Origin of the sequence: Bifidobacterium primatium (assembly GCF_002802875.1) — a bacterium.
Classification (GTDB): domain Bacteria; phylum Actinomycetota; class Actinomycetes; order Actinomycetales; family Bifidobacteriaceae; genus Galliscardovia; species Galliscardovia primatium.
This window is the reverse complement of record NZ_PEBI01000001.1, coordinates 839,993-865,575: the sequence shown is the minus strand read 5'-3', so window position 1 is coordinate 865,575 and position 25,583 is coordinate 839,993. Positions and strand designations below refer to the sequence as shown.

The window sequence follows — 25,583 nt, the reverse complement described above, 5'->3', positions numbered from 1 at the left end:
GGCCCCGCATCCATTACTGGATACGGGGCCGGCATTCACTGACGTCTGTTCCAAACATCAAACGCGAAGGCTGCGATTAGCACGCCTGCGACGATGATGGCCGACCACGTGGGTCCGGCCTTTGCGGCAAGAATCACCAAGGCGATTCCGCCGAGGGTCTGGAACATCGAACCGCTGTTATGCGATTTCCCCTGCGGGGGACGATCATCATTGGCCATGATGACTGTCCTTTCTGTGTTGAGTTGTTTGAGCTTGCGCTCATTGCCTGTGCCTAAAATGCGTCAGTCCCGGCCAAGGGATGATGCATGGCACATTGCCATTATCGATGATTTGTCACGGGGCCGCGGTCTCGAGTGTTTCTACGTTCATGCGCTATACTGGGAATGCCTACACAAAGACAGGCCAACCGGAACGCAACAGAACAGAGTAAAGCTTTGTGAGAATCGTGCTCAAGGTCGTCCCCTCGGTGACTGGTCGTCGTTTCGGTGTTCTTTATGCAGGCGTAAAGGCATTGTCTGATGCCCGTTGAGTTGTTGAGCCAGTAGCTTGAATAAGGCTGCTGGCTCTTGCTTTTTCATATGCGGGCCCATACGCAAGGAGGCGACGATGGTGGGGATGCGGGACGTGGCGCGTCGGGCCGGAGTGTCGCTGAGCACGGTGTCACTGGCGGTGAACGGCACCGGCTACGTGGCCGACGAGACGCGCGAGCGCATCGAGGCCGCCATGGCCGAACTCGACTACGTGCCCAACGACCTCGCCCGCAGCCTTTCGCAGGGCCGCACGAACCTCGTCGGCGTGACCATCCCCACCATCGCCCATCCGTTCTTCGCGCAGCTCACCGCCGCCATCCAAGGCCGGCTGCACAAGGCCGGGCTGCGCGTGATGCTTTGCTCCACTGCCGACCAGGACCGAGGCGAGGCCGAATACATCGACATGCTCCGCCGCCACACGATGGACGGCATCATCATCGGCTCGCACACCAGCCGTCCGCCCGCCTACTGGCAGTCCATCGGCCGGCCCATCGTGGCATTCGACCGCTATCTCGGCGACGGCATCCCCTCCGTCTGCTCCGACCACGAGACCGGCGGCCATCTCGCCGCGCAACGGTTCATCGACACCGGCGTGCGCCACGTCGTCGAGATTGGCGGCCCGCGCTCGCAGTTCCACGACCTCGCCGCCACGGCCGGTACCGCGGCCGACACCACGTTCCCCACCGTGCGCTATCACCGCACATTCGAACGCGACCTCGCCGAAGCCGGCATTCGATGCGACTACATCACCGTCGAACACGTCAGCGACCTCGATCTGTTCGAACAGACCGCCGAGGAGGCGTTCCGACGGTTCCCCGACGCCGACGCCATCATCGCGCCCGACCTGGCCGCCGCCCATTGCGTACGCCTCGCCATCGCCCGCGGTCGTCGCATCCCCGACGATCTGCAGATTATCGCCTACGACGGCACTCCTGTCACCGCGCTCGCCGGCCGTAGAATCACCACGGTCCGTCAGGATATCGACGCCATCGCCGACCGTCTTGCCTCGGCCATGACAGCGGCCATGGGGGAGAGGCGCTCCGGCCCCGACGGTGACACGGCCGGTCTCGTCCCCGTCGCCCTCGTCCCCGGCGAGACCACGCGCTGACCGCGTCTATACGCAACCGACCTATACGCAACCAACAGGAACCGATCGCACGTTTCGGTTCCGTTCCGTTGGCAGCGTTGACGTCACGAAGTACGGTGTTCGTAACATGAACGCCGAACTGTCCACATAGTGACCCTCGCATTGTGCCGGCCCGCACCCGCGCCTATCTTTCACAGTGGTTCGGGTCGAACGGCCCGCAAAGATGTATGACACCGAAAGGAGGTTCGCCAAGATGAACGGAATGACCGCTGCACTTACCGCTGAAATGAGCGCCGCTGTGTCCGGCCGAATTATTATTCCGTCTTCGTTGGCGGACTGATTCGGCATTTTTCACTGTTCGATCCCGTCAACGCGGCGGGGTTTGGAACAGACAAAATCCAGTTTTGAGCCCTGCCAAAAGCGGGGCTTTTTTCATGTCGCACGATCGCAATCCGATACACGGAATGAAAAAACGAACGGCGGAAAACAACTCAAGAAACTGAGAAACCCGGGAATCGGACGGACGGCCGCTTGCAGAGAGAAACCGTTGGCCCCCGGACAGAAGATTCACGGACTACACAGGAGATTAGAGAAATGACAGCAGTCGAGGCTACGACTGATAGCAAACTCAAGACGATGGCACGTGACTCCGTCAAGACCGTCATCGCCGCCTCCATGGTCGGCACGGCCATCGAGTTCTACGACTTCTACGCATACGGCACCGCCGCTGCGAACTACTTCCCGCACATCTTCTTCTCCGACAAGGCGAACCCGACGGTCGCCCTGCTGATGAGCCTGCTCACCTTCGCCATCGCCTTCATCGCCCGTCCGCTCGGCTCGCTGGTGTTCGGCCACTTCGGCGATCGCATGGGCCGCAAGACCACGCTGGTCGTCTCCCTCATGACGATGGGCGTCGGCACGTTCCTCATCGGCTGCCTGCCGACCTACAACACCTGGGGCATCGCCGCGGTCGCCATCCTCTGCCTGCTGCGCTTCGTGCAGGGCATCGGCCTGGGCGGCGAATGGTCCGGCGCCGCACTGGTCGCCACCGAGAACGCGCCCGAGAACAAGCGCGCCCTCTACGGCTCCTTCCCGGAGCTCGGCGCCCCGATCGGCTTCTTCCTCTCCAACGGCACCTACTTCGTGCTCGAATCCTTCAATGACTCCGCCGCCATGCTGGCCTGGGGCTGGCGTGTGCCGTTCCTGCTGAGCGCCATCCTCGTGATCATCGGCCTCGTCGTGCGAGTCCACATGGAGGAGACCCCGATCTTCCGCATGGCCCAGGAGAAGAAGCAGGTCGTCAAGGCCCCGATCGTCGAAGTGTTCCGCAAGAGCTGGGTCCAGGTCCTGCAGGCCACGTTCCTCGTTGCCGTCACCTACACGCTGTTCTACACGCTCGCCACCTGGTCGCTCGCCTGGGGTACCAAGGCCCAGGGCGAGGGCGGCGGCGGCCTCGGCTTCACCAACCAGGAGTACCTGCTCATGCTGATGATCGCCATCTGCGTGTTCGCCGCCTTCATCGTGATCTCCTGCGTGAACGCCGACAAGTTCGGCCGTAAGCGCGTGATCATCACCTCCTCCGTGCTGCTCGTCGTGTTCGCCGCCCTGTTCCCGTTCCTGCTGAACGGCCAGATCGTCGGCCAGCGCAACTTCTTCGCCAACATGGTGTTCCTGTGCGTCGGCTTCGCCCTGATGGGCACCGCCTTCGGCCCGATCGGCGCCTTCCTGCCCGAGCTGTTCGACGCCAACGTGCGCTACTCCGGCTCCGGCATCGGATACAACCTTGCCGCCATCGTCGGCGCCGCCTTCGTGCCGACCATCGCCACCTGGCTGTCCAGCCACTTCGGCGTGCACTCGGTGGGCCTCTACCTCGGCGTCATGGCCGTGTGCTGCCTCGTTGCAGTGCTTTCGTGCCATGAGACTAAGAACGTTGATTTCACCAAGTGATGGTGTTGTTCTGAGGATTATCGGCGGCTGATTTCATCGGATTCTTTGATGGAATTCAGCTCCCGTTCATTCGACGATGGTCGAATGAACACAGCGCGGATTCGGCGGTCGAATGACCGCCATCCGCGATACGAAAATTGAATATCCAATATTTGGACGCGGACTTCCGCGTCGTACGCTGGAGGACTAGAAATAGCCCCTAGTGAAGATGACTTTCAACGTCTAGGACACAATCCTTCTCGCCGAAGGCCGTCAGCAATCTCACCCGATTGCCGGACGTCCGATCGCTCGGCAATCACCAAACAATATAAAGGAGTGCCAATCATGGCAGCAACTATCTGGTACGAGAAGGACGCCGATCTGTCCGTGCTCGAAGGCAAGAAGGTGGCCATCCTCGGCTACGGTTCCCAGGGTCACGCCCACGCGCTGAACCTGCGCGATTCCGGCGTCGACGTGGTCGTCGGCCTTCGTCCGACCTCCAAGTCCGTCGAGTTCGCCAAGGAGCAGGGCCTCGAGGTCAAGTCCGTGCCGGAGGCCGTCGCCGAGGCCGACATCGTCATGATCCTGCTGCCTGACCAGTACCAGGCCGCCGTGTACAAGAAGGACGTCGAGCCGAACCTGAAGCCGGGTGCCGCTCTGGCCTTCGCCCACGGCTTCAACATCCACTACGGCTACATCAAGCCGTCCGAGGATCACCCCGTGTTCATGGTCGCTCCGAAGGGCCCGGGCCACATCGTGCGTCGTGAGTACGCCGCCGGCCGTGGCGTCCCGGTGGTCGTGGCCGTCGAGCAGGATCCTCGCGGTGACGGCTGGGCCATCACCCTGGCCTACGCCAAGGCTCTCGGCGCCCTGCGCGCCGGCGCCATCAAGACGACCTTCACCGAAGAGACCGAGACCGATCTGTTCGGCGAGCAGGACGTCCTCATGGGCGGCATCAACCACCTGTGCGACCTCGGCTTCGACGTGCTGACCGAGGCCGGCTACCAGCCGGAGATCGCCTACTTCGAGGTGTTCCACGAGCTGAAGATGCTGGTCGACCTCGCCAACGAGGGTGGTCTGAACAAGGCCCGTTGGTCCTGCTCCGACACCGCCCAGTACGGCGACTACACCTCCACGGTCATCACCGAGGAGACCAAGAAGCGCATGCAGTACCAGCTCAAGCGCATCCAGGACGGCTCCTTCGCCAAGGAGTTCATGGATGACCAGGCCGCCGGCGCCCCGAAGTTCAAGAAGCTGCAGGAAGAGTTCTCTCACCCGCACCTGGAGACCGTTGGCCCGAAGCTGCGCGCCATGTTCTCCTGGAACAACGGCCCGGCCAAGGACGCCGATGAGGCTGAGTCCTTCAACGGCAAGATCGCTCGTACCCAGGTTCAGTGAGCTTGCTTGCTGACCGATGGCGCTGCCAGTGATTTATCGCTGACTGACGTTTCGATAGCGTAGAAAACCGCCGCTCCCGAATATTTCGGGGCGGCGGTTTTCTATATGCAAAACCGAACCTGAGCTGTGCCGACTCAAGGAAGCGCCCACGTTGTGGACGCCGATGTGACGAAAGCGACATTATCGGTAGGATGGTGGGCAGTTTGCAGGACAAAATCCTCAGATGAGCTCGTCTGAGTGGACGATCGAGCGGTTCATGATCGTTGCGCGGGGTGTGCACGCCACGCGGGTGAATGAGCCGGCAGTCGTCCAGGCATCGGACACCACGCGCATCACGCGCGGCGCTTATGCGCAACCACAACAACATTCGCAGTAGTTAAGGAGTGCTTACATGGCTGCACAGATCTGGTACGAAAACGACGGCGATCTCTCCGTCCTCGCCGGCAAGAAGGTTGCCATCATCGGTTACGGTTCCCAGGGTCACGCCCACGCGCTGAACCTGCGCGATTCCGGCGTCGACGTGGTCGTCGGCCTTCGTCCGACCTCCAAGTCGGTCCAGTTCGCCAAGGAGCAGGGCCTCGAGGTCAAGTCCGTGGCCGAGGCTTCCGCCGAAGCCGATGTCATCATGATCCTGGCCCCCGATCAGTACCAGCGCACGATCTGGGCCAACGACATCGAGCCCAACATCAAGGAAGGCGCCGCCGTCGCCTTCGCCCACGGCTTCAACATCCACTACGGCTACATCAAGCCGACCGCCGACCACCCGGTCTTCATGGTCGCTCCGAAGGGCCCGGGCCACATCGTGCGTCGTGAGTACGCCGCCGGCCGTGGCGTCCCGGTGGTCGTGGCCGTCGAGCAGGATCCGCGTGGCGACGGCTGGGCTCTGACCCTGGCCTACGCCAAGGCTCTCGGCGCCCTGCGCGCCGGCGCCATCAAGACCACGTTCAAGGAGGAGACCGAGACCGATCTCTTCGGCGAGCAGAACGTGCTCATGGGCGGCGTGAACAAGCTCGTCGAGATGGGCTTCGAGGTCCTCACCGACGCCGGCTACCAGCCGGAAATCGCCTACTTCGAGGTCTGCCACGAGCTGAAGATGCTCGTCGACCTCATGAACGAGGGTGGTCTGAACAAGGCCCGTTGGTCCTGCTCCGACACCGCCCAGTACGGCGACTACACCAACACCGTCATCAACGAGGACTGCCGCAAGCGCATGGAGTACCACCTGGGCCGCATCCAGGACGGTTCCTTCGCCAAGGAGTTCATCGACGATCAGGACGCCGGCGCCCCGCACTTCAAGGAGCTGCAGGAGAAGTACTCCAACGAGCGCATCGAGACCGTCGGCCCGAAGCTGCGCGCCATGTTCTCCTGGAACAAGGACGCCGTGAAGGACGCCGACGAGGCCAACTCCTTCACCGGCAAGATCGCCCGCGCCCAGGTTCAGTGACGCCAGTCGCTGACCAATGGCGCGGCCAGTGATTTATCACTGACCAGTCAACATTGGCAGTGAGCTTGCTCACCGACCAATCGGCACTGGCAGTGATTTATCACTGACCAAGCGTGATTGAAGACCGCCGCCTTCCGATTCGTTCGGAGGCGGCGGTTTTGCGTCGGCCGATTATGCAATGGTGCGTATGGTCGCGTGCATATGGACGGATGATTCGGCGAAGGTGAATCGTTTGACATAGGGATATTCAGCGTTGCAATCATGGGGGTGTGAGCGCTTTTCAGGTGTGGTTGGAGGGTGGATGCGCCGAAGGTTCCTCCAGGAAAAATTTATGCAATATACCGCATAAAAATTCCAAAATCAAGACTTGTTTTTTGATTTTTCGTGCCGTTATGGTGTCCGTGCAATTTTGGTTTCGATGGACAACGGCGTGCGACGGGGTTAGTGCGTCGTATGCCCATGTGCGTCGTGATCGCGGCGCATTGATGGCCTGCGGCATCGGTTGGAAGGTGACGACGGTATCGCGCTCGCGAGGACGACGTGCGACATCGACGGAACGAGGGGAAGAACCGATGGTTTCTCGGCGCACTGGTGTGCTGCGATCGGGTGTGGCCTTCGCCGTGGCGGGCATCATGCTGTTGCCCGCCAACATGGCGTTCGCCGTGCCGGAGGATGCACAGACGCAGCAATCGCAGACGCAGGCCGTGCAAACGGCCGCCACCGCTGCAGGCAACGCCACGGCGGACAGCACCGTTGTAGACAACACGAAGCCGAACGCCGCCGCGACGAAGGCGGCCGCAACGGCGAAGTCCGACGTGAGCAACGCGGCGAAGTCGGACAGCACGGCGAAATCGAACGTCGCCAAGAAGGACGCGTCGTCGGCATCGGCCAAGGATTCGCTGCTCACGCCGGCGAGCAAGGCCGCCGAAAGCGGATCGAAATCCGGCGCCGCCGCGAACGGCGCGAAGGCGTCAAAGGCCGCGAAGAATTCCGCCGACAAGAGCGGCAAGGGACTGCTCGTCGGCGACGACACCGGCAGCGGCGATATCGCCGGCACCGCATCCAAGGACGGCAACGTCACCATCGTCGTGCAGCTCGACAACACGACGGCCGGCGTGCCGTGGTTCCGTTCGCTGTTCGGCGTGAGCAAGGAAAAGCGCCACGAGTCCATCAAGAACAGCATCCGCGAGCTCGCCGCGCAGCAGCCGGCGACCTCGTCGCTCTCGTTCAAGAGCGCGAAGAGCGCCACGAAGTCCGCCGCCGCGGCCGCAGCCGGCGACTCCACGGACACCGCCAGCGCCAAGGTGCAGGACGTACAGGACTACTACCACGCCATCGACGGCTTCGCCGTGAAGGCGCCGGCCGGCATCCTCGATGAGATCAGGAGCCTGCCGGGCGTCAAGCGTGCGTTCGTGGAGCACCGCTACAGCATTCCGGACGATCAGACGGCGAAGTCCTCGACGCTGAAGAACCAGTCGTCACTCGACATGACCGCCGCCGACAGGATCTCGCAGAAGGGCGACGGCCAGACCATCGCCATCATCGACTCCGGTCTCGATACCGCGCACGAGGCGTTCAAGGGCGACCTCGACGACGCCAAGGTGAAGGAGACCAAGGCCGACGCCGAAGCGAAGATCAGGCAGCTTGGCCACGGCAAGTACGTTTCCGAGAAGATTCCGTTCGCCCACGACTACGCCGACAACGACGATGACGTGACCCCGAGCGATCTCGACGGCATGGAGCACGGTACGCACGTGGCCGGCATCGCCGCCGCCAACTCCGGCGACCAGATTCGCGGCACCGCGCCGAACGCGCAGATCATCCCGATGAAGGTGGCCGACGACTTCTCCGGCGGCATCTACGATTCCGCGCTGCTCGCCGCCATCGACGACGCCGCCGCGCTGGGCGTGGACACAGTGAACATGTCGCTCGGCTCCGACGCCGGCTTCGCCGACGAGGCCACCTCCACGTACGGCGACGCCATGAAGACGCTGCGCGACGGCGGCGCCACGGTGAACGTGGCCGCCGGCAACGCGGGCACGGCCGCCTCCGGCAACCAGTCCGGCAAGAACCTGCCGTACGCCTCCGACCCCGACAGCTCCGTGATCTCCTCGCCGTCGTCGTTCGGCGACGCGTTCTCCGTGGCCAGCGTGAACAACGCGCAGCCGCAGTCCGCTTTCCTCGGTCCCGATGGCAGGGCCATCGGCTACAACCTGCTGAGCTTCGCCTCCGACAGCGGCCAGTCCACCGGCCAGACGACCCCCGACTTCTACACCGGCGACCACACGCTCGCCGACGGCAAGTACGAGTTCGTCGACGGCGGCATCGGCTCCAGCGAGGACCAGACCCGACTGGCGAACGCCTACGACTTCGACCTTTCCGGCAAGATCGTGCTGGTCAAGCGCGGCGGCACCGAGCCGACCGACGGCCACTCGCTCACCTTCACCGACAAGCTGCTCAACGTGGGCACCGCGATCGGCGCCGCGGCCGTCGTCTTCTACAACAACTCCGACGCCGCGCTCACCGGCGTGGCCATCAAGGACGGCACCGTGGTGAACTACCCGGTCGTCGCCATCTCCGGCCGCGACGGCGAAGCCCTCGTCAAGGCCGCGAACAAGACAATCACCCTGAAGAAGGGCACAACCGCCACGCCGAGCGATTACACGATGAGCGACTTCACCAGCTGGGGCGTCACCCCCGACCTGAAGCTCAAGCCCGAGATCACCGCCCCCGGCGGCAACATCTGGTCGTCGGTGCCCGGCGACAAGTACGAGTACATGTCGGGAACGTCGATGGCCACCCCGCAGATGGCCGGCATCTCCGCGCAGATCCATGAATACGTGGAGAACGACGCGAAGTTCAGGGATCTTTCCGCAGCCGACAAGGCGAAGATGGTCACGCGGCTGCTCATGAGCACCGCCAGGCCCGTCGCATCCGGCGATTCGTACGCCTCGCCGCGCCAGCAGGGTGCCGGCCTCGCCGACGCGGCCGCCGCCGTCAAGACGCCGGTCTACCTGACCGTCGACGGCGCGTCCGACGATTCCCGCCCGAAGGCCGACCTCGGCGAAAGTGCCGACGGCAGGTACTCCTTCACGCTCACCCTCCACAACCTCGGCGACAAGGACCGGACCTACACGCCCGACGCCCAGGCACTGAGCGAACAGGTGGCCGACGGACTGCTGCAGAACACCGACCGGAACTGGACGGGCAAAGGCATCGCCGTGGCCTACTCAGGCAAGACATACGACGCCAAGACCGGCGTCGTGACCGTGCCGGCCGGTGGCACCACGCAGCTCACCGTAAGCGTGACCGCCGAAGCCGCGTTCAAGGACTACGTGGCCGGGAACCTGCCGAACGGCGCATTCGTCGAAGGCTTTGCCAGGCTGCGCGCCACCGGAGACACCGCCGCCGACGGCGCCGACCTCTCCGCACCGTTCGTGGGCTTCTACGGCGATTGGAGCAAGGCCCCGGTCTTCGACTCCGCCCTGTGGGAGAAGGGCTCCAACGCCTACCACATCTACGGCACCGCGCTGGCCAACCCGACCACGGGCGCGCCGCTGGGCGTGAACCCGCTCGACGAATCCGCCACCGCCGGCCCGCTGTACGACATCGACCCGGCGAAGATGGTCGTCTCCCGCACGAACTACAGCGTCTCGCCCACCGCCGCATGGCCCCTCACCGGTCTGCTGCGCAACGTCGACAAGCTCGACTACGAGTACACCGACGCCAAGGGCGCCGTCGTGAAGAGCGACAGCTACGACCATGTGCCGAAGTCCACGCTCAACGTGTCCTCCGGCTCCGTGCTCTACGCCGAGGCCCGACTGGGCAACGGCGCCGGAGCCTTCGACGGCAAGGACGACAACGGCAAGAACCTGCCCGACGGCACGTATACGCTCCAGCAGACCGGCACGACCGCCGGCCCCGGCTCCGCGAAGCAGAAGAGCGGCAAGTACAACGTCACGCTCGACACCGCCGGCCCGAAGATCTCGAACATGAAGCTCGCCGGCGAAGGCGACGCCAAGACGTTCTCCTTCGACGCCACCGACACGAGCTGGCTTTCCGCCGTCGACTTCCACGATCCGACCACGGGCGCCTACTTCAAGCGCATCCTCGCCGGCGACGACTACACGACCAACACCGACGGTTCGAGGACCTGGCACTTCGAAGTGAAGGTCTCCGACATCGCCGCCGCCTGGACGGCGTCGAAGATCGGCGGCTCGCTGCCCAACTCCGTGCCGCTGTACGCATGGGACTACGGCGTGAACCCGAGCGCCAAGGCCGACGCCGTCATGACGCCGGTCGCCGCCACGGGCATCACCCTCTCGAAGACCGCCCTCACGCTCGCCCCCGGCCAGAAGGCCAGGCTCACCGCCACCGTGCAGCCCGAGGACTCCACCGAGAAGGAGCTCGACTGGTCGAGCGCCGACGAGTCCAAGGTCACGGTCGACGCCGCCGGCACCCTCACCGCCGTCGCCCCGACCGGCGACAAGCCCGTCACGGTGACCGCCGCCTCGAAGCTCAACCCGTCGGTCAAAGCCACGACGCAGGTCACCGTCGCCGACGTCTCCGAGGAGACCGGCATCGTCATGTCGCAGGATTCGGCCACCGTCGAACCCGGCAAGAGCATCGACGTCACCGCGATCGTCGCCCCGGGCCTCGCCGGCAGGAAGATCTCGTGGACGAGCTCCGACGAGAAGGTCGCCATCGTCGCCACCAAGGCCGGCCAGTCGTCCACGACGGCGACCGTGACCGCCGGCGACCAGGTCGGCACCGCGAAGATCACCGCCACCGTCGACGGCAAGTCCGCCACGATGGACGTGAAGGTGCAGCCGAGCGACTTCGCGAAGTTCGTCTTCGACAAGGACGGCACCACGCTGCTCGGCTACACCGGCAGCGCGCGCGAGATCGTCATCCCGAACAACACCAAGGCCATCGCCGATCAGGCGTTCGCCCAGACCTCGGCCGTCACCATCACCGTGCCGGCCAGCGTCGAGAAGATCGGCGCGCAGGCGTTCACCTACGCCGGCGCGCTCACCACGGTCACGTTCGAGAACGACGAGAAGCACCCGAGCCAGCTGAAGCACATCGGCGACAAGGCCTTCGACCAGACCGGCTCGCTCGACACCGTCAACCTGCCGGCCGGCGCCAGGGACTTCACCCTCGGCACCAGCGTGTTCAGCAACTCCACGCTGCGCCACGTCACGCTGCCCGCCAGCCTGACCGAAATCCCCGCCGACACGTTCAACGCCTCCGCGCAGCTGTACGACGTCACGATCTCCGCCGACACCACGGCGATCGGCGACAACGCGTTCAACGCCGACCTCAGCTTCGGCGAGTTCAAGCTCACCGACGCCGAAGGCAACGTGACCAAGCAGTGGCCGCAGAAGCTCGAAACCATCGGCGGCGGCGCGCTCGCCGGCACGAACTTCACCGGCACCGTCGAACTGCCGAAGTCACTGCGCACCATCGGCGACTCCGCATTCGCCCTCGTCAAGGCCGACTTCGTGCTCAACGACGGCCTCGTGACCATCGGCGCGAACGCGTTCTCCGGCACGTACGGCAGGAACGTCGTCATCCCCGACTCCGTCACCGCGGTCGGCAGCGGCGCGTTCTGCGACATGCCGAAGCTGGTCTCGGTCACGCTGGGCCGGAACATCCCCGACCGTGCTCTGATCGGCGTGTTCACCAACGATCCGAAGCTCGCCACGTTCACCGCGTCCGACGACGTGAAGCACTACCGCGTCTTCGGCGGCGTGTTGTTCGACAAGGCCGGCTCCACGCTCATCGACTACCCGAACGCGAACGCGTCCGGCCCGAAGGACGGCGTCTACACGATCCCGTCCAAGACGACGGCCGGATTCGACGCGACGGTCACCGAGATCGCGGCGTACGGCTTCTACCTCAACAGCACGCTGAAGGGCGTGAACTTCACGGAAGGACTCAAGACCATCGGCGATTCCGCGTTCCTGCAGACGAACCTCACCGAGGTCGTGCTGCCGAAGAGCCTCGAGACCGTCTCGCACGCCGCGTTCATGAGCATGGCCGGCCTGAAGTCCGTGGACCTCGGCGGCACCGTCACCGTCAGTGGCAGCGCGTTCTACTCCGACCCGGTGCTCACCGACATCAACATGCGGCCCGAATACGCGCGTCTCAAGACGTTCGGCTCGCTCGCGTTCGGCCAGTCCGCGGCCATCAGGTCGCTCGACTTCCCCGATTCGGTCACCGACCTCGGCGGCGACGCGTTCAGCAACATCACGTCGCTGAAGTCCGTGCACCTCGGCGCCGGCATCACGACCGGCGTGGAGGGCGTGTTCACCGGCGCCAACGAACTGGCGGAGATCACCGTCTCCGACAAGAACCCGGTGTTCTCGGCCACGGGCAACGTGCTCTACCAGAACAAGACCGACGGCCTGCACCTCGTGCTGTCGGCACCGGGCAATCCGACGACCGAATACACGGTGAAGGACGGCACGGTGGCCATCGACGCGCAGGCCTTCCGCAACAACCACACGCTGCGAAAGCTGACGCTGCCGGCCAGCCTCAAGAGCACGACGACCGGTTCGTTCAACTCGGCCGACGCGCTTGAGGAGGTCGTCTTCCCCGACGGATTCGAACGCTCGAAGTCGTCGTTCCTGTTCGCCGAAGGCCTGAAGTACGTGGAGTTCGGCACCAAGACGAAGTCCATCGCCGACGAGTTCTGGGGCCACCGCCCGACGCACCTCGTGGTGCGCGGCGGCGTCAACGGCAGCTACTCCGGCGGCATCATGGCCGAAGGCATGCAGACCGCCTACTTCGGCAAGGGCATGACGAACGTCAACATCTCCGATACGCCGAGCGTCGTCGTGGTGCCGTCCGATCTTGCGAAGCTCAAGCTCGCCGGCAACGGCGTCGTGTACGCGCCGGCCGACACCGACGGCTACAGGACCGCGGTGGCCGCCGTAGGCGCCGACCGCGTCAAGGCGTACACGCCGCTGACGCTGACGGCGACCGTCGACGGCGAGATCACCGCCGGCGCCAAGCTGACCGTCGCCGCCAAGGCGGCCGGCGGCGTCGACGAGGTCGACGGCAAGGCCGTGGCCAGGCAGTACCGCTTCGTCGCCATCGACAAGTCCGGCAAGACCACCGTCCTGCAGGATTGGAGCGACGCCTCCACCGCCTCGTGGACGGTGCCGGCCGGCGCCGACGGCCTGATCGTCCGCGCGTTCGCACGCGACGTCACCTGGTACTCGGTCTCGGCCGACGCCAGGACCGGCACGATCGCCGTCGACAAGACCGCGCTCGGCGACGCCATCGCCTCGGCGAAGGCGCTCGAACAGGGTTCGAAGACCGACGAGGCGTGGAAGACGCTGCAGGACGCCATCGCCGCCGCGCAGAAGGCCTACGACAATACCTCGGCCACGCAGGACGACGTGCGCAAGTCCACGGACGCCCTGAACAAGGCGGTCGCCGCGTTCAAGGCGTCGGCCGACGGCTCGTCGACCGGCCCCACGCCGGTCGAAGGCCACACCTACGAGATCCCGATCCAGCTCGACGACTCCAAGCAGTACTCGGTGTACTTCTACAACACCGACGGCACCTTCTCCGGCCTCAAGCCGGCCAGGGTGACGTACCGCGACGGCAAGTATGAGGCGCTGATCACCACGGGCTCGTCCGCCGGCTTCGGCAAGGCGCCGACCTACGGCGACGGCATCGGCGACGGGGTTGCGGCCGACAAGTCGGCCGTGGCCGTGGAGGGCTCGCTCGACGATTACGACAACGTGATCACCTGGCGGTTCGACCTCGCCGACCTCAACGGATTCACCGTGACCATCAACGGCTACGCCGGCGCGTTCGGCACCGGCCCCGTCCGTTTCGACCTGGCGAACGCCAAGGACGTGACGCCCGGCGCCGACGTCGACAAGTCCGCACTGACCGCGGCGATCGCTTCGGCCCGCGCGCTCGAGCAGGGGTCGAAGACCGACGAGGCGTGGAAGGCGCTGCAGGACGCCATCGCCGCCGCGCAGAAGGTCGCCGACTCCGACTCGGCCAAGGACTCCGACGTGACCGCCGCCGTCGACGCGCTGAACGCTGCCATCGCCGCGTTCAAGAACTCCGCCGACAAGCCGGCCACGGTCGACAAGTCCGGTCTGCGCGACGACATCGCCGCCGCGAAGGCGCTCGAGCAGGGCAAGAAGACCGACGAGGCGTGGAAGGCGCTGCAGAATGCCATCGCCTCGGCGCAGCAGGTGTTCGACAATGGTTCGGCCACCGCCGACGAGGTGACGCATGCGCAGGATGCGCTCAGGGACGCCGTCAAGGCGTTCACGGCCTCCGCCGACAAGACCGATGAGTCCAGTTCCGGCAGCAACGGCAACGGCTCGGGTTCGACGAACGGTTCCGGTTCCGCCTCGAACGCCGGTTCGTCCGCGGACGGCGTCCAGTCCGGCGATGCCGGCAAGGGCAAGCAGACCGAACAATCGGGCAGGCACGCGTCCGCGCTCTCCCGTACCGGCGTCGCGGTCACCGCGCTCGCCGCAGTGGTGATGCTGCTCGCCGCAGCCGCCGTCGCCATGCGCTCCGACCGTCTGCGCGCGCTGGTCGGCGATACGCTCGGCCGGTTCGGCGGGGCCTCCACCGCGTCCGGCGCGCACGGCAGCCACCGCGGTCGTGGCGGACGCCGCTACTGAATCGCCGGCTCGGCAGCGCAAATCAGTAGCGTGAGCCGGTAACGTAAGGCCCGGTCCGTATGGCACCCATCGGGTGCCGCACGGACCGGGCCGTTCCATATCCTGCGTGCCCAGTCGCCGCCATCCGGGCGGTGTGCCCGCTGCGGCTTTCCGCTGTTGCTCCGCTACTGCGCGCGGAAGGCGAGATGGCTGCGCAGCAGAAAAGCCATCGCCAATGTATCGTGGTCGGCGAGATCACGCGGATTGTAGCCCGTGCGACGGGCCATGGCATTGAGATGGTTCTGCAGGGTGTTCTTGTGCAGGAACAGTTCGTTGGCCGCGCGGTTGATGCTGCCGTTATGACGGGTGTACACCTCGAACGTGGTGTGGAAATGGTCGATGTCCTGCTCGGAAAGCCCTGCGAACACCTGGGCCACGAACCGCTGTGCCGTATCGCGGTCGACTGCCGACGCCACGATGCCGAGGCCGATGGAATCGTAATCCGCCACGCGGGCCTGATCGGTGAACCGCAGCCAGTCGACGGTCGTGCGGGCCTGACCGTAGCTGCGCCAGCATCGGTCCGCCGTCAGCGCGCGCTCGCCGACGCCGATGCTGATCGGCCGGTCGAGCGCATGCTCGATGTCCTTCCGGATGGCTTCAAGCGTGTCGAGCAGCGGCTGTTTGTCGTCGTTGCTGCCGTTCCCGCTGTTGCTGTCTTCGTCATCGGCCCGTTCGCCGAGCAGCAGCTGGAAACCCTGCGCGGACACCGCGAAGACGGTGTCCGCGCGATTCGCCAGATGACGGGAGAGAATATCGTAGATGTCGTCGCGGCCGGAGTGGTCCGCATCCTGCTGCGTGCAGCGGCCGATGGCCATGCGATGGGGCGTCTTCATATCGAGGCCCAACGTGGTCGCCAGATACTCGACCAGACCGCGGTCGTGGTCCTGCGCGCCCAGCAGGCCGATGAGATTCGTGGCCATCATGCGCCGGTCGAACCGAGTGACTTGGTCCATGTTCTCCCGAATCAGAATCTCGGTCATCTTGCGGATCACCTCGCCGAACGGCTCCACTTCGGCGCGCTCGCCGGTGATGCCGATGACCGCGACCACGTCGTCGCCCAGCATCACGGGGGCGTTGATGCCATGCCTCGCGCCCTCGAACTGGCTGTCGGTGTCCACGGCGATGGTGCATCGCTCCGCCGCCGCGAGGCGCGCCGCATCATGCCGTGAGCCGATGCGGGCCGGATCGGTGCTGGCGATCATGACGCCGTCGGGGGAGAAGAAGTTGATGTCGTGGCGAATGATGTTCTTGAGATTCTCCACGATGGTCTGCGCGATGCGGGAATCGATGTTCATAACGTCAGTATAGACGACATTCCCATAACCGACTGTTACCAGTACTATTTTGAGGCGGCTGCCATATCGGTCTTTCCGTTCCGGGGGATATGGAAAACAAGCGACTTTCCTTGGAAAATGGAAGCATCAAGATCAATCATTATTGAAAGCATTGGTCCATATACCACGTAATCAAAGGAGATATGTCATGGTGGAAGGTGTGTCGATCGCCTGGTGGGCGGCGCTGGTCGGCCTTGCCGTCGCGATCGTGCTGATTCTGAGGAAGCTCAACGCCACGTACGCGCTGCTGCTGGGAGCCGTGGTCGGCTGTCTTATCGGAGGCGCCTCGCTCGCGCAGACCGTGAACGTGGTGGTCGCCGGGGGCCAGAGCGTGGTCGGCACCATCGTGCGCGTGCTCGCCGCAGGCGTGCTGGCCGGTGTGATGATGGAGTCCGGCGCTGCGGACCGCATCGCCAAGACCATCGTCGCGAAGTTCGGCGAAAGCCTAGCGATCTTCTCGCTCGCGTTCGCCACGATGATCATCTGCGCGGTAGGTGTGTTCATCCCCGTGGCCGTGCTGATCGTTGCCCCCATCGCCCTCGAGGTGGGCAACCGTCTGGGCATCTCCAAGCTGGCGCTGCTGGTGGCGTTGTCCGGCGGCGGCAAGGCCGGCAACATCATCTCCCCGAACCCGAACACCATCGCCGCCGCCTCCGGCTTCGGCATCCAGCCGTCCGCGGTCATGGTCGGCAGCTTCATCCCGGCCGTCTGCGGTCTGGCCATGGCGGTCCTGCTGGCCACGCTGCTGCGCAACCACGGTGCCGCGCCGACCCTCGCCGAGGCCGGCAACGGCGACGCGGGCAACGGCGAATCCGCCCGCGAACTGCCGACCATCGGTCGCGCCCTGGTCGCCCCGGTCATCGCCATCGTGCTGCTGCTCGTCAATCCGATCGGCAGCGTGCTGGGCATCGGCCTGCTGACGCGATTCCAGGTGGACGCCATGTACATCCTGCCGTTCGCCGCCGTGATCGGGCTGTTCGTCATGGGCCAGGGCCGTCACCTGCTCGACTGCACCAAGGCCGGCCTCGCCCGCATGACCGACGTGGTCCTCATCCTCATCGGCGCCGGCGCCATCGGCGGCCTGATCACCAACTCCGACCTCTCCACGCAGATCGTGAACCTCATCAAGGCGTGGGGCGTGTCCGGCTCCCTGCTCGCCCCGCTCGCCGGCATCCTCATGGCGGCGGCCACGGCATCCACCTCCACGGGCGTGATCCTCGGCAGCAGCTCGTTCGGCTCGTCCATCCTCGACTTCGGCGTGACCCCGGTCGCCGCCGCCGTGACCATGCAGGCCGGCGCCACGGTGATTGACCACCTGCCGCACGGCAACTACTTCCACGTCTCCGGCCAGGCGATGAAGATGACGGTCGGCGAGCGCATGAAGAGCGTGCCGTTCGAGTCGATCGTCGGCCTGACGATGACCATCGTGGCCACGCTCGTCTACACGCTGTTCTGAGTGTCTTCGGTGTTCCGAGCGTTCCGCTTCCCGTATCGCAGGACGCATCGCAGTACCGCAGTATCGAAAAACGTATCGCAACCATATTGTTGAAATCAAAGGAGATTGTCATGAAGTTCGTTATCGCGCCGGATTCGTTCAAGGGCTGCATGACCGCCAGGCAGGCGGCCGAGGCCATGCGCGCCGGCCTGCGCCGCGTGTTCCCCGACGCCGAGTATGTGATGGTGCCGATGGCCGACGGCGGCGAGGGCACCGTGCAGTCGCTGGTCGACGCCACCGGCGGCGAGCTGCGGCAGGCGACCGTGCTCGACCCGTTGCAGCGGCGGGCCGTTGCGGAGTACGGCCTGCTGGGAGCTGCGGCGGGCATCGACGGTGCCGCTGCCGGCGCTGATGCCGACGTCGCCGCCGGCGCGGCCTCCGATTCCGCCGGCCTCACTGCCGTCATCGAGATGGCCGCCGCCAGCGGCATCCAGTTCGTGAATGACAAGACCCGGAACCCGCTCGTCACCACCACGTATGGCACCGGTCAGCTGATTCGTGCCGCGCTCGACGACGGCGCCCGCACGATCATCCTCGGTGTGGGCGGATCGGCCACGAACGACGGCGGCGCCGGCATGGCCGAGGCGCTGGGTGTGCGGTTCCTCGACGTGGACGGCAATCCGATTCCACGCGGAGGCGGCTTCCTCGATCGTCTTGACCATATCGACGTCTCCGGCATCGACCCGCGCATCGCCGAAACCCGTATGCTCATCGCCTCCGACGTGACCAACCCGCTGGTCGGTCCGAAGGGCGCGTCCGCGGTGTTCGGTCCGCAGAAGGGCGCCACGCCGGATATGGTCGCGCGACTCGACGCGAACCTGACACATTACGCCGATGTCATCCGTCGCGACCTCGGCATCGAGGTGGCCGATGCGCCGGGCGCCGGCGGTGCCGGTGGCCTCGGCGCGGGGCTCCTCGCCTTCACGAAGTCGACCATGCGTTCCGGCGTCGAAATCGTCTCGCAGACTGTGCGCCTGGCCGACCGCGCAATCGGCGCCGACTACTGCCTCACCGGCGAGGGCGGCATCGACTTCCAGACGCAGTACGGCAAGACCCCGATGGGCGTGGCGCAGGCCGTGCATCGCGGCAATCCTGAAATCGGTGTGATTGCGCTGGCCGGCTACGTGGGCGAGGGCATCGACCAGCTGTATGGTCTTGGCATCGACGCGGTGTTCGGCATCGTCCCCGCCGCCGTGCCCTTGGACCGTGCGCTCGCCGACGGTCCGGCGAATCTCGAACGCACCGCCGAAAACGTGGGTCGATTGATTCGCATCGGCCGTTGATTGGCTGCCGGCCGAGTCGTATGGTTCTCCCGTAAGCCACGAAATGACGATTAGTTGATTTCCTGCCTTCCCCGCCATCAAGAAGCGTGTCACGAAAACACCCGTCGCATACTTGCCGAAGTTCGGGTATTGTGGTTGATTTGAATTTGTCCGCTGAGAGATGGTAATGAACGGGGACAGACGGATCATGACGGAACTCACCATGGCACAGAACGACGTGGAACAGCCTGATATGGCACAGTCGAATCAGACCACAATGACCGATGCGACCGATGCGGCCGCCGCCGATATCGCCGGCGTCAGCGCGGCGATCGCGGCGTATCCGCGCGCGAAGGCGCGAACCCGACGATTCTCGCTCGGCGCGCCTCGCACGGCCAAGGTCCTCGACGACGGTTCGCGTGCGCTGTTCCTGCGCTCGCGCGGCCCGGAAGACGACGTCACCTGCCTGTGGATGAGCTGGTTCGACGGCGCCGGCAGGCATCATGAGACGTTGCTGGCCGACCCCCGCGCCCTGCTGGCGGCCGGCAACGGCGCGAACGCCGGTGCCGCACTGGCCGCCGCCAAGGCGTCCGTGCCCGACGAGGAGAAGGCCCGACGCGAGCGCGCCCGCGAATCCGCCGGCGGCATCGTGTCCTACAGCGTCAACGATTCCGGCAATCGCGTGGTGTTCACCGTCGACGGACGTCTGTGGCTGACGACCATCGTGTTCGACGGCGACATCGAATTCATCGGCGATCTCGAGAAACCCGACGCCGACGCCGGCGACGCCGCAGACGCGTCCGCCGGTCCTACCCGCGTGAACGTCGAGGACGGCGAACTCCATGCCGTCACGCGCGAACTCGGCGACACCTGGTACGTTTCCGCCATGGCCGTGAACGGCCATCCCGGCCGCCTGTTCCGTCCGGTGCTCAACCCGCGCATCTCGCCGAACGGCAGGCTCGTCGCCTACACGACCGGCCGCATGATCAACCTCGTCGTCATCGGCGAGAACGGCGAACCCGACGACGAACGCTCCATCTGCGGCGTCTACGACGATCCGAACGTGACCGTCGGCCTCGCGGAATTCGCAGCCGGCGAGGAAATGGACCGTTACGACGGTTTCTGGTGGTCGCCCGATTCGAAAAGCCTGCTGATCGAGCGCGCCGACGAATCGCAGGAGCCGGTCTGGCACATTACCGACCCGGCGAACCCGACCGCACCGGCCCGCACGCGGCATTATCCGCAGGCGCTCACCAAGAACGCCGACGTGCGGCTGTTCCGTTTCGACATCGGTTCGGCCGAGCATCGCGCCGGCAACATGGCATACTCCAGCATCGTCGACCTGCCGGAGGTCTGGTGGGATCGTCGCGGCTACGAATACCTCGCCGACGTGCATTGGAGCCGCGGCGGCGATCCGCTGCTGCTCGTGCAGAACCGTCGGCAGACCGCCGACCAGGTGCTGTCGATCGGTGCCGAAGGCAGCAATCCCAACGTCGGATATGCGCCGCAGCAGAGCATTCTCGACGGATTCGCGCTGGAGCAGGACGGCGGCGCGCTTGCGGCCGAGGAATCGGGCAAGCGCTGGCTGCCGACGACGACGCTCACCGTGAGCGGCAGCCGATACTGGCTCGACCTTATTCACGGCTGCCCGTCATGGACGCCCGACGGGCGCCTGATCACCGCCATGCCCGACGAGGAGACCGACACCATGCGTCTGGCGGTCGACGGGCACGCGTTCACGCCCGCCGGATGGCAGATTCTCGCCGTGCTCGACGTAACCGACCATGATGTGCTGGCGTGCGCCACGCGCGACGCCCGCGACGTGGACGTGGTGAGCTTCCCTCTGCCGCCGGCCGGACAGGAGTTCCTCGGCTCGTACTGGCAGGAACTGCATGAAGGCGACGCCAATGAATCGTGCGACAGCTGCGGCGATTGCGGCAGCTGCGAGGCATCGGATTCCGAAGCCGGCACGGCCAGCGGTTTCGGCAACCAGTTCGCCGCTGCCGGCGCCAACGGTCCGCACTCCGAATCATCCACGCCGGTCGTGCTGAATCCCGAACCGGGCGTCTGGACCGCCTCGCGTTCCGGCGACGGCCTGGTGATCTCCGGCCGCACGATGCATGATGCGAAGGCCGTCATGCTGCACATCGTCGGCGACTCCCGCGCGGCGATCGACAACCATGCCGAAACCCCCGGATTCACACCGAACACGACGTTCGTGCGTCTCGGCCGCCGTCGCCTGCACGCGGCGATCACGCTGCCGTCGGCCGACAGCCCGTACGCCGGCGCCGAAACGCTGCCCGTATTGATGAAGCCATACGGTGGGCCGATGCATCGCGAAGCCATGTTCGCGCAGTCGATGCACTGGGATTCGCAGTGGTGGGCCGACCAGGGCTTCATCGTCGTCGCGGCCGACGGACGCGGCACCGGCGCCCGCGGACTCGCGTGGGACCACGCCATGTTCGAGAAGTTCGCCGACGTCTCGCTCGAAGACCAGGTCGACGCCGTGCGCGCCCTGCCCGAGGCGATGGCGGCGCTTGCGGACGGCGATGGCCGGAACGGCGTCGTGCCGAGGCCCGACCTCGACCATGTGGCCATGATCGGATGGTCGTTCGGCGGTTTCCTTTCCGCGCTCGCCGTGCTGCGCGCGCCCGACGTGTTCGCCGCGGCCTGCGCCGGCGCCCCGCCCACCGACTGGACACTCTACGACACCCATTACACCGAGCGGTACCTCGGTCTCAATTCGCGTGTGTATGCGAAGAACAGCCTCATTACCGATGCGCCGAACCTGCGCCGCCCGCTGCTGCTCATCCACGGATTCGCCGACGACAACGTGACCGTGGCCAACACGCTGCGCTTGAGCTCCGCACTGCTCGCCGCCGGCCGCGAGCACACGGTGCTGCCGCTCACCGGCATCACCCACATGACCAACGACGAGACCGTCGCCGAGAACCTGCTCCTCTTCCAGCGCGACTTCCTGAAGAAGGCGCTGGCCAAGTAGCGCTGCGGGGCGGGGCGAGACGGGTGCCGTGCTCGTCCCGCCCCGCCCGCGTTCACTCATCAGATCCGCCGCGAACCCGGTCGCTCACTGTTCTCCGCCACGACACGCTGACTATCCGGCCGTTTCGTGGCGGAGATTGACGAGTGATCGAATCCGTGGCGGGAATCAGTGAGCAACCAACGTAAACCCCGTCTGAAAATCTTCCCTCGTTACATAAATCTCCCGTAGGTTTTGTAATCTATTGCACTATTGCGATTAGTGCATTATTGCGATAGCCGCGCGAGTACATGCGAATACATGCGCATGTGCGGGAACGACAGCACCGAAGCCGCGGCGGGAAACGAGGAGTACATGCAGGACGTCGAGGAACTTGACGCGGAAAACCAGATGAACCGAGGGCTGAAGAACCGCCACGTGCAGTTCATCGCCATCGGAGGCACCATCGGAACGGGCCTGTTCCTTGGTTCCGGCAAGTCGATCTCGCTCACCGGTCCGAGCATCGTCTTCGTCTACATCGCCGTCGGCATCATCATGTTCCTGCTGATGCGCGGCATCGGCGAGATGATGTACCGCGATCCGAGCCAGCACACGTTCATCAACTTCATCACGCGGTATCTCGGCCGCGGCTGGGGGCACTTCGCCGGATGGACGTACTGGATCGTGCTGATCCTCATCGGCATGAGCGAGATCACGGCCGTGTCCACATACTTCGTCACGTTCTTCGACACGTTCGGCATCGACCTCAGCCATTGGAAATGGCTGATCGAACTGTGCTTCCTTGTGGCGCTGTCGGGCATCAACCTGATTGCGGTGAAGGTGTTCGGCGAGGCCGAATTCTGGTTCTCGATGATCAAGATCACGCTGATCTGCGGCATGATAGCCACCGCCGTCGTGATGCTCGTCATCGGCTACCACTACCCGGCCGTGCAGATCACCGGCTCCGACCACATCAGCCCCGCCGGCCAGGTGAGCATCGCCAACATCACCGACGGGTTCTCGCTCGCGCCGAACGGCTGGCTGGCCCTGCTCATGAGCTTCCAGATGGTGTTCTACGCCTACCAGATGATCGAGTTCATCGGCGTGACCGTCTCCGAGACCGAAAACCCGCGCAAGGTGCTGCCCAAGGCCATCAACGAGATCATCCTGCGCGTGCTCATCTTCTACGTCGGCGCGCTCGTGGCAATCATGGTGATCGTGCCGTGGCGCAACTTCCAGCCGAACGCCGACGGATCGTTCGCCTCCCCGTTCATCATGGTGTTCAAATACGCCGGCCTTGACTGGGCCGCCGCGCTCGTGTTCTTCGTGGTGATCACCGCCGCGTCGTCGGCGTTGAACTCGCTGCTGTATTCCGCCGGCCGCCACCTGTACCAGCTGGCGAAGGAATCGCCGTCGCCAGCCATGCAGCGCCTCGGCGTCGTCTCGAAGAACCACGTGCCCGCGAAGGCCATCATCGTGTCGGCCTGCATGATCGTGCTCTCGCCGATCATCAACGCGTTCCCGCAGGTTTCCAGCGCTTTCGTGCTGTTCTCGTCGGCGTCGTCGGCGGTGATCATCTTCATCTACACGCTGACGATGATTGCGCATCGTCGCTACCGCGTCTCGGCCGACTTCATCGCCGACGGCTATGTGATGCCGGCGTGGAAGTTCACCAATACGCTGGCCATCGCGTTCTTCGTCTTCGTGTACTGCACGCTGTTCATCTCGACCGATACGCGAGGCCCGGCGATCGCGGGCCTCGTATGGCTCGTCGTGTTCGGCGGATTCTGCCAGTGGAGGCAGAGGCTGGAGGACCGCGACCTGCGCAAGGCCGTCAAACGCTCGTAACGCGCCCGGCCGGCAGGCCGTCATGGCTTATCGGCTGGCCGCCGTTCCGACTCGCGTCCCGGCTCCTTCGTCGTCAATCTTCCTTCGGGACGAATTAAAAAACACGTTCGTATATAAGGATTCGTCCCCACGTTGACGCCTCTGAGTATCATGCCCCGATGGGCAAAGGGAGGCGGACATGACGCAGTTCGAGATCGTGGTCGGGCAGATCGTCGGGTTCTTCATCATGATGATGGTGGGGTACGGCTGCGTGCGGCTGCGGTTCTACGGGATGAAGACGCTCGACGGCATGTGCATGTTGCTGACGAAGGTGCTCATCCCCGTGCTCGTGTTCAGCAACGCCGTCGCCGACACCACGCGCGCCGATCTCGTAGGCAACTGGGGCATCATTCTGCTCACGGCCATCATGTACGGATTGCTGATGGCGGTGTTCGCGCTGGTCGCGTGGGCGTTGCGGTTGCGCGGCAGCCGCAGTCATCTCTTCCAGGCAGGATTCATCTTCGGCAATGCGGGCTTCATCGGCATTCCGCTCGTCATGGCGCTGTTTCCCAAGGACGGCGCGATCTTCATCGTGCTGATGTCGCTCGTCGACCAGGCGCTGCTGTGGTCGTACGGCGTGTGGCTGTGCGAGCCGGTTCGCGAGCCGGTTCGTGGGGGAGCGGCCGGCGAGAACGGCGCTGGCTCCGTTGCCGGCGGCGCCGGCTCCGGTTCCGGTGCTTCCCGATCGGGTGTGACTGCTGCGTCGACCGTCCGTTCGGAGGCCGTCGCCGATACCGCGACGATTCCTCTTTCCCGACGCATTCTCGGTTTTCTCAGGCGATTCGCGAATCCGGCGTTCATCGGCATTCTCATCGCACTGGCGATCATCGTCGCCGGCGTGCGCGTGCCGACGGTGATTCTGACGCCGCTGCACACGATCGGCCAGATGTCGACGCCGCTGTCGCTGTTCTATCTCGGCGGCCTGTTCGCGCTGACGAAATGGTGGGGCGTGTTCGCGAAATACGAGCTGTACGTCGGTATGGTGGCGAAGATGCTGCTGTTTCCCGTCGGCTTCTACGCGCTGATGACGTGGTTCGCCGGCGTGACCGGCCTGCCGCTCACCCACGAGATGATCGAGATGATGTCGCTGATTTCCGGTCTGCCGACGATGACGACGATCGCCATGTTCTCCGGCCGTGCGAAGAACATGCCGGAATACGCCGTCGGCCTGGTGCTCGTGACGACGCTGTTCTCCCTCGTCTCCCTGACCGCCGTCTCCGCCTTCATTTTCTAGCCCCTTCGGGGTGTGGTGAATGAGGCTCTTACGCCTCCACGGAGGCGCAAGAGCGGGCCTGAACCGTTATCTCATCTCCTATCGAGCCAATCGGACACCGCCGCATAGGTGATGACCACCATGTAGGCGACCATGGCCATATCCGGTGTAAGCCGGCCGGCCAACGTCACGATTGACGCCGTGGCGATTACCGTGAACGAGGAACTGAGATGGTTCTGTTGGCTCGTATCCATAGATACCTCCTTGATTTTGTTATTTGGATTTCAGCCTTTGCGGGTCTCGAACCGCTTTGGCCGCTGCCCAC

The 25,583-nt window shown here is 64.8% G+C and carries 13 protein-coding genes; 10 read left to right on the top strand and 3 right to left on the bottom strand.

Annotation, left to right across the window (positions count from 1 at the left end):
- Window positions 1-35: 35 nt before the first annotated feature.
- Window positions 36-218 carry a hypothetical protein gene (locus CS006_RS03190; protein WP_100510298.1) on the bottom strand — a complete coding sequence of 61 codons (183 nt, stop codon included), beginning with the start codon at window positions 216-218 and terminating at the stop codon, window positions 36-38.
- A 388-nt stretch (window positions 219-606) separates the two neighbouring features.
- On the opposite strand from CS006_RS03190, the gene CS006_RS03185 reads away from it, so the two are divergent.
- From CS006_RS03185 to CS006_RS03160, 5 genes are all read left to right on the top strand, one after another.
- On the top strand, window positions 607-1,638 hold the full coding sequence (locus CS006_RS03185; RefSeq protein ID WP_100510297.1) for a LacI family DNA-binding transcriptional regulator: 1,032 nt from the start codon (window positions 607-609) through the stop codon (window positions 1,636-1,638).
- Between the two features lie 573 nt (window positions 1,639-2,211).
- On the top strand, window positions 2,212-3,564 hold the full coding sequence (locus tag CS006_RS03175; RefSeq protein WP_100510295.1) for an MFS transporter: 1,353 nt from the start codon (window positions 2,212-2,214) through the stop codon (window positions 3,562-3,564).
- 324 nt (window positions 3,565-3,888) lie between these two features.
- A complete protein-coding gene (gene ilvC / locus CS006_RS03170; protein WP_100510294.1) occupies window positions 3,889-4,941 on the top strand; it encodes a ketol-acid reductoisomerase in 1,053 nt (350 codons plus the stop codon).
- A 391-nt stretch (window positions 4,942-5,332) separates the two neighbouring features.
- A complete protein-coding gene (gene ilvC, locus CS006_RS03165; RefSeq protein WP_100510293.1) occupies window positions 5,333-6,385 on the top strand; it encodes a ketol-acid reductoisomerase in 1,053 nt (350 codons plus the stop codon).
- Window positions 6,386-6,957: 572 nt separating this feature from the next.
- A complete protein-coding gene (locus tag CS006_RS03160) occupies window positions 6,958-15,051 on the top strand; it encodes a leucine-rich repeat protein (RefSeq protein WP_165777203.1) in 8,094 nt (2,697 codons plus the stop codon).
- A gap of 164 nt (window positions 15,052-15,215) precedes the next feature.
- Here the strand turns inward: CS006_RS03160 and CS006_RS03155 are convergent, their stop codons facing one another.
- A complete protein-coding gene (locus tag CS006_RS03155; RefSeq protein ID WP_100510291.1) occupies window positions 15,216-16,385 on the bottom strand; it encodes a CdaR family transcriptional regulator in 1,170 nt (389 codons plus the stop codon).
- 187 nt (window positions 16,386-16,572) lie between these two features.
- On the opposite strand from CS006_RS03155, the gene CS006_RS03150 reads away from it, so the two are divergent.
- The 5 genes from CS006_RS03150 (at window position 16,573) to CS006_RS03130 (ending at window position 25,279) form a co-directional block, all read left to right on the top strand.
- On the top strand, window positions 16,573-17,880 hold the full coding sequence (locus tag CS006_RS03150) for a GntP family permease (RefSeq protein ID WP_100510290.1): 1,308 nt from the start codon (window positions 16,573-16,575) through the stop codon (window positions 17,878-17,880).
- 110 nt (window positions 17,881-17,990) lie between these two features.
- Entirely contained in the window at window positions 17,991-19,202 is a 1,212-nt protein-coding gene (locus tag CS006_RS03145; protein ID WP_100510289.1) for a glycerate kinase, read from the top strand.
- A gap of 256 nt (window positions 19,203-19,458) precedes the next feature.
- Window positions 19,459-22,182 (top strand): S9 family peptidase, encoded by a 2,724-nt coding sequence (locus CS006_RS03140; RefSeq protein WP_100510482.1) that lies wholly within the window; start codon window positions 19,459-19,461, stop codon window positions 22,180-22,182.
- 303 nt (window positions 22,183-22,485) lie between these two features.
- Entirely contained in the window at window positions 22,486-24,006 is a 1,521-nt protein-coding gene (locus tag CS006_RS03135) for an amino acid permease (protein WP_100510288.1), read from the top strand.
- Window positions 24,007-24,184: 178 nt separating this feature from the next.
- On the top strand, window positions 24,185-25,279 hold the full coding sequence (locus CS006_RS03130) for an AEC family transporter (protein ID WP_100510287.1): 1,095 nt from the start codon (window positions 24,185-24,187) through the stop codon (window positions 25,277-25,279).
- A 71-nt stretch (window positions 25,280-25,350) separates the two neighbouring features.
- Here CS006_RS03130 and CS006_RS10720 read toward each other — a convergent pair whose 3' ends face one another.
- Window positions 25,351-25,512: a hypothetical protein gene (locus CS006_RS10720; protein ID WP_165777202.1), complete on the bottom strand. Its 162-nt coding sequence runs from the start codon at window positions 25,510-25,512 to the stop codon at window positions 25,351-25,353.
- Window positions 25,513-25,583: the final 71 nt, after the last annotated feature.

Excerpts from the sequence above, each read along its gene's own strand:
- CS006_RS03190 (WP_100510298.1), bottom strand. The coding sequence starts at position 218 with ATGGCCAATGATGATCGTCCCCCGCAGGGGAAATCGCATAACAGCGGT.
- CS006_RS03185 (WP_100510297.1), top strand. The coding sequence starts at position 607 with ATGGTGGGGATGCGGGACGTGGCGCGTCGGGCCGGAGTGTCGCTGAGC.
- CS006_RS03175 (WP_100510295.1), top strand. The coding sequence starts at position 2,212 with ATGACAGCAGTCGAGGCTACGACTGATAGCAAACTCAAGACGATGGCA.
- ilvC (WP_100510294.1), top strand. The coding sequence starts at position 3,889 with ATGGCAGCAACTATCTGGTACGAGAAGGACGCCGATCTGTCCGTGCTC.
- ilvC (WP_100510293.1), top strand. The coding sequence starts at position 5,333 with ATGGCTGCACAGATCTGGTACGAAAACGACGGCGATCTCTCCGTCCTC.
- CS006_RS03160 (WP_165777203.1), top strand. The coding sequence starts at position 6,958 with ATGGTTTCTCGGCGCACTGGTGTGCTGCGATCGGGTGTGGCCTTCGCC.
- CS006_RS03155 (WP_100510291.1), bottom strand. The coding sequence starts at position 16,385 with ATGAACATCGATTCCCGCATCGCGCAGACCATCGTGGAGAATCTCAAG.
- CS006_RS03150 (WP_100510290.1), top strand. The coding sequence starts at position 16,573 with ATGGTGGAAGGTGTGTCGATCGCCTGGTGGGCGGCGCTGGTCGGCCTT.
- CS006_RS03145 (WP_100510289.1), top strand. The coding sequence starts at position 17,991 with ATGAAGTTCGTTATCGCGCCGGATTCGTTCAAGGGCTGCATGACCGCC.
- CS006_RS03140 (WP_100510482.1), top strand. The coding sequence starts at position 19,459 with ATGACCGATGCGACCGATGCGGCCGCCGCCGATATCGCCGGCGTCAGC.
- CS006_RS03135 (WP_100510288.1), top strand. The coding sequence starts at position 22,486 with ATGTGCGGGAACGACAGCACCGAAGCCGCGGCGGGAAACGAGGAGTAC.
- CS006_RS03130 (WP_100510287.1), top strand. The coding sequence starts at position 24,185 with ATGACGCAGTTCGAGATCGTGGTCGGGCAGATCGTCGGGTTCTTCATC.
- CS006_RS10720 (WP_165777202.1), bottom strand. The coding sequence starts at position 25,512 with ATGGATACGAGCCAACAGAACCATCTCAGTTCCTCGTTCACGGTAATC.